A 7,072-nucleotide genomic window follows, 5' to 3' on the forward strand; every position below is an offset into this window, starting at 1 on the left:
GGTCGAGTGCCGCTGCGGCGGAGCCCGTTCGTGGTTGCCGCGGTGGTTGCCTTGTTGCTTCTATTGCCTGCGCTGGCAGTGGCGTATCCAAATAGCTACGGCACGAGTGGCCTCTCCGGTGGCGGCACGGTCAACGTGCTGGCGTTGCCAGCTCCTGGAAGTACCTGCGCTAGCGGCGGCACCCGCGACCTGGTGTACGGCGGCGACGTGTACGGCGCCGGGTGGTCGTCCACGGGTGGCGCCGAGTGGAAGGGCGCCAGTTATGGGATGAGCGCCGACCAGCAGTCGGGGGCGGCGGCCGCGGCCTACGGGGTGGGGAGCACCCAGGCGTACCTGTGGGTCGGACGAGACTCCGGGGTGCCGGCGCAGCTACTGGTTAACTCGTCGTGCGGTCTTCCGGGCGCTTCGACGCCCTGGGTGGCCTACGACGCCGACACGGTGGCGGGGACGCCGTACCTCGGGTCGACCAACGGCAACCGTCCTCGTGAGGTCGGGCACCTCATGGTGGCCCTGTCGAGCACCGAAATCCTCGTCGGGGCCGACGACGGGCTGTTCGTGTTCACGCGCACGAGCGTCGGGAGCGCGTGGTGCACCGGGGTCGCGCCAGCGTGTCACCAGCTGGCGGCGCTGTCGGGGAAGGTGATCCGTGGGATCGTCGTCGACCCGCAGGACCCGGATACGCTGTGGGTCAGCTACAGCCCTGACCTGAGTGCGACAGGAGTCGACGGGGTCTCCCAGCTGCACTGGGACGGGACACGGTTCGGGTTCACCATCGAGGGCGCGCAGATGGCGGGCTGGGGCGACGGGCACGACTTCGACGTCGCGGCCGTGGTCCAGAACGACGGCCTGACGCACCTGTACGTGGCCCGCGGCAAGGACGGTGTCTACCAGTGCGTACGACCAACCGCGGGTCTTTTCACTTGCACCAATGCCGCGTTCCCCGCCAGCGGAACGGGGACGGTCCTCGACGGGTCCAGCTACTGGGTGAGCCTGGCGGTGATGGCCGACCCCACCGCAGCCGGCAGCAACACCGACAACGTCCTCATCTTCGCGGGGTGCTCCGCGACCGACCCACCCCCCACTCCGGTCGGTAACTGTCCCGGCGGGGGGTCCATCGCCTACCGCACCCACAACACCCAATGGTCCTCGGCCACGACGTCCGTCACCACGAGCCTGATCACCGTCAATGCCGGGTCCCCCACGTGGTGGCTCAGCCCCGAGAACGGCTACATGATGGGCGGCAACCGCTACAGCACCAGCCAGCTGGTGCTGGATTCCGACGCCGGGTCTGGCAAGGCGTGGTTGTACTCGGCCGGTCGGGCGGGGATCTGGCGGACCACGCTGACGGGCCTGACGGGTCCGTCGGGCACGGTCACGGTCGGGCAGTGGGCGCCGGCTGTCAACGGCATCCCGGGAAGCGGGGTCCGGCACCTGTCGGGGTCCCTGACCGGGAACGTCGCGATCGGGGACGGCGACTGGTCCGGTGCGGTCAGTACCACCTCGCTGGGTGTCGGCGGCCTCTTCGAGAACACCAGCACCACGGGAACGACGTACTCCACCGTGTCGTGGACTGCGACGTCGGGCACGACCCCAGACCACCTCTTCTTCGGCACCGGCACGAAGTCCTTCAACGACACCTCCAACCAGTCCCGGGTGCGTGAGTGCGACCTGCCGGCCGCCGGCGGGACCTCCTGCGGCTGCCCCGCCCGCACCCTCGGATGCGACTGGGAGACTCCGGTTACCACGGCCGGGGTCATCGCTCGAATCGTCGGCCTCGCCGTCGGGCAACGACCCGACCAGACCACCGGTAACGTCTACGAGGTCATCGCCGCCACCGAGACCCAAGGCATCTTCATCCGCGCCTCCGGGAACGCCTCCACCTGGCAGCAAGTGAGTTATGCACAGATGGGGACAACCCCGGCGGGTCCCTGCTTCACACAGGCACCGCTGCCTCAGAACCACTTCGTGAGTCTCATCTGGTCCACCGGGGCGCAGTATCTCTTCGTATACGACCCCGTGCAAAAGACACTCTTCCGGTCCCCCGATCTTTCTGGAACGTGGCCCTCAGGCCCGTGGGCGTGGGATCGGATCTGGCTCAAGCCGGGGAACACGAACAACCAAGGCACCAACTACGTGGTAAGTGCCCTTTCCAACTACAACCAGACCGTGTCACCGACCGCGCTCTATGCCTCCACCGTGTCGGGCGTCTACAAGCTGACCGGTCTCGGGCAGCCCACGGTCAATGACTCCGTGATGTTCACGACCACCGTGGGTGGCACCCAACAGGTGCTGACTGACACGGGTCCGATAGCGCTCGACCGGCCCCCCGGGTCCGGGATCTCTGACCGGTTGGTCATCACCCGCAGCTATGACGCCGACATCGCCTTCCCCAGGCCGGGGTTGTACAACAACGGCACCTCCGGGACAGTGCTCACTGCTGTCCAGCCGATCGAGTTCCTCAACCAGGCGATGAACCTCGACGCCGCGTTCGTCTCGAACCCAGGAGGCGGGGTCGACGAACACATCTACATCGGCAACCACGACGGCGGCGGAGTGCTCGTCGCGCCGGCGTCCACGAAATGACCACCACCACAACCACCACTACACGCGAAGCTCGACGTGAAGGGAACGACCCGAGATGAGCAGGACACGACCGATGACAACACGGGCGGCCATGGTCGCTGCCGCGGCCCTCTCCCTCGGCGCGCTCAGCGCCAGCGCCGCACCAGCGCTCGCCACCGCGAGCCCGCCCGTTAGCCCTGCGGTCTCTTGGTCGAGGTTGGCGGCTGTGCCGGCGTCGGCGCCCTCGGTGCAAGTCCCAACCGGGTTGTTCTGGCCGGGACTGCCGGTCCGGGTCAAGGGTGGCGGGTTCCGGCCCGGCACCCTGACCCTCACCCTCGACGGGCTGGCGATGGGGACGTTGACGGTCCGCGCGGACGGCACGTTCACTGGGACTCCGCGGGTGCCGCTGAAGACCCGACAGGGCCTGCGGCCGCTGCGGGCCACCCAAGGTACCCGCTCGGCCACGACCAGTCTGGGGGTGCACCTGCAGTGGGCGCAGTCAGGACAGTACGGGGCGCACCGCTCCCACGCCTACCACGAGACCGGGTTGACCAAGGCCACCATCGCCGACACCACCCCGCTCTACCTTGGCGACTCCATCTACGGCGGGCCAGGGGACGACGGGTTCACTCTCGCCCAGGGGGTCCTGTCCTGGAGCTTCGGTGAGGGCGCGGTCGGGTTCGACGCGGTCACCGGAAAACAGAAGTGGGTGTTCCAGACCGGTCAGAATCCGCTGTCGATGTGGGGTGGGACCTACGACGCCTCCAGCGGCACCTTCCTCTTCCTCGAGCAACGCGGCCCCATCCATGCATGGGGCCTCGACCCCCAGACAGGACTCACTACTCATAACCTCAATGTGCCGGGCATCGAGCAGGTCTCTCCCGGGATCGTCCTCGACGCAGGCCGCATCTACGACGTCGGCTCAGACGTCGCGCGCCGCAGTCACGTTGTCGTGGCTCTGGACCCGGTCAAGGGCAGCGTCGTCTGGTCCACCCCGATTACCGACCTGGGGGTCAACACCTCGATTCCCGCCGTCGCTGGGGGACGGATCTTTGTCGCCGGTAATCAGCTGACCGCGATCGACCAGATCACCGGCAAGCTGTTGTGGGTCACCGACATCGGCGGCCTCGCCACCCGCCCGGTCGCCGACGGCACCTCCGTCTTCGTCCTCGTCGACGCGCAGATCCGCGCCTACGACGCCGCCACCGGGGCGCTGCGCTGGACCTACACGGCCGCCTCCGGCGATCAGACCCCCTTCGGCCTCGCGGTCGGCGCTGGCCGGGTCTACACCAACCAGCTCACCGTCACCGCCGCCCTCGACGAGGGCACCGGCGAAACCATCTGGAGCAGGCCCGGCGCAGGCGGGACCCCCCTGTTCGTCAACGGCATGCTCATCAGCCAGATCGGCGACCCCGCCACCCCTACCCAGCACGTCTACACCGCCGTCGACGCCGCGACCGGCGACATCCTCGCCACGTTCCCTGCCCCGAACGGCGGCGGCATCACCGGACCCATCGTCGCCGACTCCGTCGTCTACCTCCCCGACAAGGGCATCGACGCCTACGCCCTGAAGTAGCCTTGAGCGCCGGCGACAGGGGGAGAGCAATTTGTCAATACCTGTCGATCAGCGTGTTCAGGCGACGTGCTGATCGGGGCCTGACTCGTCGGGCCGTTCGACGAGGTTTCCCTTCTCGAATTTCGCGCCGGCCCGGACGAGCGCGACCAGGTGAGGGGCGTTGACCGCGCGCCAACGGGCTTGGGCTGACTCGATGAGTTTGAACGCCATCGCGATCCCGGCAGCGCGGGAGCCGGGGCCTTTAGTGACCCGCTGCCGCAGGCGGACGGTGGCGAAGGTGGACTCGATCGGGTTCGTGGTCCGCAGGTGGATCCAGTGCTCGGCCGGGTAGTCATAGAACGTCAGGAGCACGTCGAGGTCATCGGTGATCTTCTCGGCCGCCTTAGGCCACTTGGGACCGTACTCGGTCGCGAACGCGGCCGCGGCGCGGGCGGCGTGCTCTCGGTCCTCGGCCTGCCAGATCTCCGCCAGGGCGGTCTTGGCGCCGGGCTGGGCGGACTTCGGGAGCGCGTTCAGGACGTTCGCGATCTTGTGGAACCAGCACCGCTGTTCGCGGGTGGTGGGGAACACCTCCCGGACCGCCTTCCAGAACCCGAGCGCCCCGTCACCGGCGGCGAGGACGGGGGCGGTCATCCCGCGGCGTTTGCAGTCGCGCAGCAGGTCCGCCCACGACTCGGACGACTCGCGGTGCCCGTCGGCCAGGGCGATCAGCTCCTTCGTGCCGTCGGCGCGGACCCCGATCATCACCAGCAAGCACACCTTTTCCTGGCTCAGGCGGACCTTGAGGTGGATCCCGTCGACCCACATGTACACGTAGTCGGTCCCGGCCAGCGACCGCCTCGCGAACGCGGCGGCCTCGTCCTGCCACTGGGTCGTCAGCCTGGTGATCGTGGGGCCGGACAGCCCAGCCTTCGAGCCGAGGAACTGCTCCAACGCGGGCCCGAAGTCGTTGCTGGACAGACCATGCAGGTACAGCAACGGCAGCACCTCCGCGACCCGCGGGGACTTGCGCGCCCACGCCGGCAGGATCGCTGAGGAGAACCGGGCCCGCGCCCCGGTGGTCTCGTCGACGCGTCGGTCGTTCACCCGCGGCGCCTTGACCGGGACCGCGCCCGCGGCCGTGGTCACCTCCCGGGCGGCGTGGTAGCCGTTGCGCACGACCAACCGGCGGCCGTGCTCGTCGACCTGGTCGGCAAAGGCGTCGACGTAGGCGGCGACCTCGGCCTGCAACGCGGACGCGAGCATCGCCCGCGCCCCGTCGCGGACCAACTCGTCGAGGAGCGACCCGCCGACCCCTGCGGGGGCGTGAACGTTGGTCTCGTTCTTCTGGTGGACTACCGTGAGCATGGGCGTACCTTCCCGAACCAGCGCGCCAACGCCGGTCCTGATCAGACTTCGATGGGCTTCAGATCATCCTCGGGAGGGTGCGCTCCTTCACGCCCACGCGCCGAGGACCATCCACAGGTTCCGATCATTGCTCACCGCCCCGAGAGCCGATGTGGTGTGTCGGGTGCCGTGTCATCGTCAGATCCATGTCCCGACCCTCGCACCTGGACCATGGTCTACGTCAAGATGCGCTCCGCACCTGAAGTGGCGCGGCCGCGTGGCCGTCAGCCCCAGCCGAGCTCGTGCAGGCGCGTGTCGTCGACCCCGAAGTGGTGGGCGACCTCGTGGACCACGGTCACCGCGATCTCGTCCAGCAGCTCCTCGCGGTCGCGGCAGTAGCGCTGCAGCGGGCCCTGGTAGATGGTGATCCGGTCGGGGAGCGACCCTGCGTCGTACCAGCCGTCGCGCTCGGTCAGGGGGATGCCCTCGTAGAGCCCCAGCAGCTCCGGGTCGTCGGGCGAGGGCTCGGGCTCGATGAGCACGGCGACGTTGCTCATCAGCCTGGCCAGCTCGTCGGGGATGAGGTCGAGAGCGACCCCGACGGCCGTTTCGAACTCCCCGTCCGACAAGCTCAGCGCTGCTGGCTCATCCATGCTCACCATGCACCCTACTCTGACACGGCAGCCCGTGGACGAACTGTGGGGGAGACCAGCCAGGGCGAAGCGGTCCGAGCAGGGAGAGGCCGCCGGGTATGCCGAAGGGGTGACCACCCTGACGGGCAGCCACCCCTTCGGCGATCTCAGCTCAGATCAGAGGTTCGTCTCACGTTGGCGCTTGATCGACTCGTACTCCGCTGTCGGGGAGGCCAGCCCCTGCGTCTCCGGCGGTCCCTCGAGGCTCCCGGAGCCATCGCCACTGCCGATGGCCTCGTGGTCTCCGTGGGCCTGTGCGGCGGCGAGCTCTTCGGGCGTGACCGGGTTGACGACGTCCGTGAAGTAGAAGCGGGCCAGGCGAGCACGGGCGCGGTCCTTGCGCGCGGCCGGACTGGCGACACCATTGGCGTCGACCCCCGACTCGATGACGAACCGCTCGATCGGGTCGTGCTGCACGAGCACGTGCCGCTCGAACGCGTCGAGCTCCTCGTGCTTCTCGAAGAACTTGCCGTCTGCCGTGCGGATGATCGTGCCGCTCTCCCGGCCGTGGAGCACCTTGTCGCGATCGTGCCTCTGCAGGCTGAGGCAGATCCGCTTGGTCACCCAGAACGCCAGCGGCGGCAGCAGCAGGATGCCGATCCGGAAGAAGTTCGTGAGGTCGTTGATCGACATGTGCAGCTTGATCGCCATCAGGTCGTTGCCGGAAGCGAAGAAGAGGATGAGGTAGAAGGTGATCGCTGTGACGCCGAGAGCCGTGCGGGTCGGGGCGTTGCGCGGGCGGTCCAGCAGGTGGTGCTCGCGCTTGTCCCCGGTGACCCAGGACTCGATGAACGGATAGGCGCCAGCGATGCCGTAGAGCACCGGGATCAGCAGGATCGCCCCGATAAAGACGTTGAAGCTCCACGTGTGACCGAAGGCCACGAACTCCAGCAGCCCGGGCAGGAGCCGGAGTGCA

At 68.3% G+C, this 7,072-nt stretch carries 4 protein-coding genes and 1 pseudogene; 2 read left to right on the forward strand and 3 right to left on the reverse strand.

The window, feature by feature from the left end; genetic code table 11:
- Positions 1 to 267 precede the first annotated feature (267 nt).
- Positions 268 to 2,583, forward strand: coding sequence for a hypothetical protein (locus Q0R63_RS11070; protein ID WP_295697207.1), 2,316 nt, complete (start codon positions 268 to 270; stop codon positions 2,581 to 2,583).
- Between the two features lie 55 nt (positions 2,584 to 2,638).
- Entirely contained in the window at positions 2,639 to 4,138 is a 1,500-nt protein-coding gene (locus tag Q0R63_RS11075) for a PQQ-binding-like beta-propeller repeat protein (protein WP_295697209.1), read from the forward strand.
- A 57-nt stretch (positions 4,139 to 4,195) separates the two neighbouring features.
- Here Q0R63_RS11075 and Q0R63_RS11080 read toward each other — a convergent pair whose 3' ends face one another.
- From Q0R63_RS11080 to Q0R63_RS11090, 3 genes and pseudogenes are all read right to left on the reverse strand, one after another.
- Entirely contained in the window at positions 4,196 to 5,485 is a 1,290-nt protein-coding gene (locus tag Q0R63_RS11080; protein ID WP_295697210.1) for an IS256 family transposase, read from the reverse strand.
- A gap of 263 nt (positions 5,486 to 5,748) precedes the next feature.
- On the reverse strand, positions 5,749 to 6,117 hold the full coding sequence (locus tag Q0R63_RS11085; RefSeq protein WP_295697212.1) for a metallopeptidase family protein: 369 nt from the start codon (positions 6,115 to 6,117) through the stop codon (positions 5,749 to 5,751).
- Positions 6,118 to 6,273: 156 nt separating this feature from the next.
- Positions 6,274 to 7,072: pseudogene (locus Q0R63_RS11090) on the reverse strand (ubiquinol-cytochrome c reductase cytochrome b subunit); the annotation flags it as partial.

This window comes from Lapillicoccus sp., from assembly GCF_025353065.1.
In the GTDB taxonomy this organism is placed as follows: domain Bacteria; phylum Actinomycetota; class Actinomycetes; order Actinomycetales; family Dermatophilaceae; genus Lapillicoccus.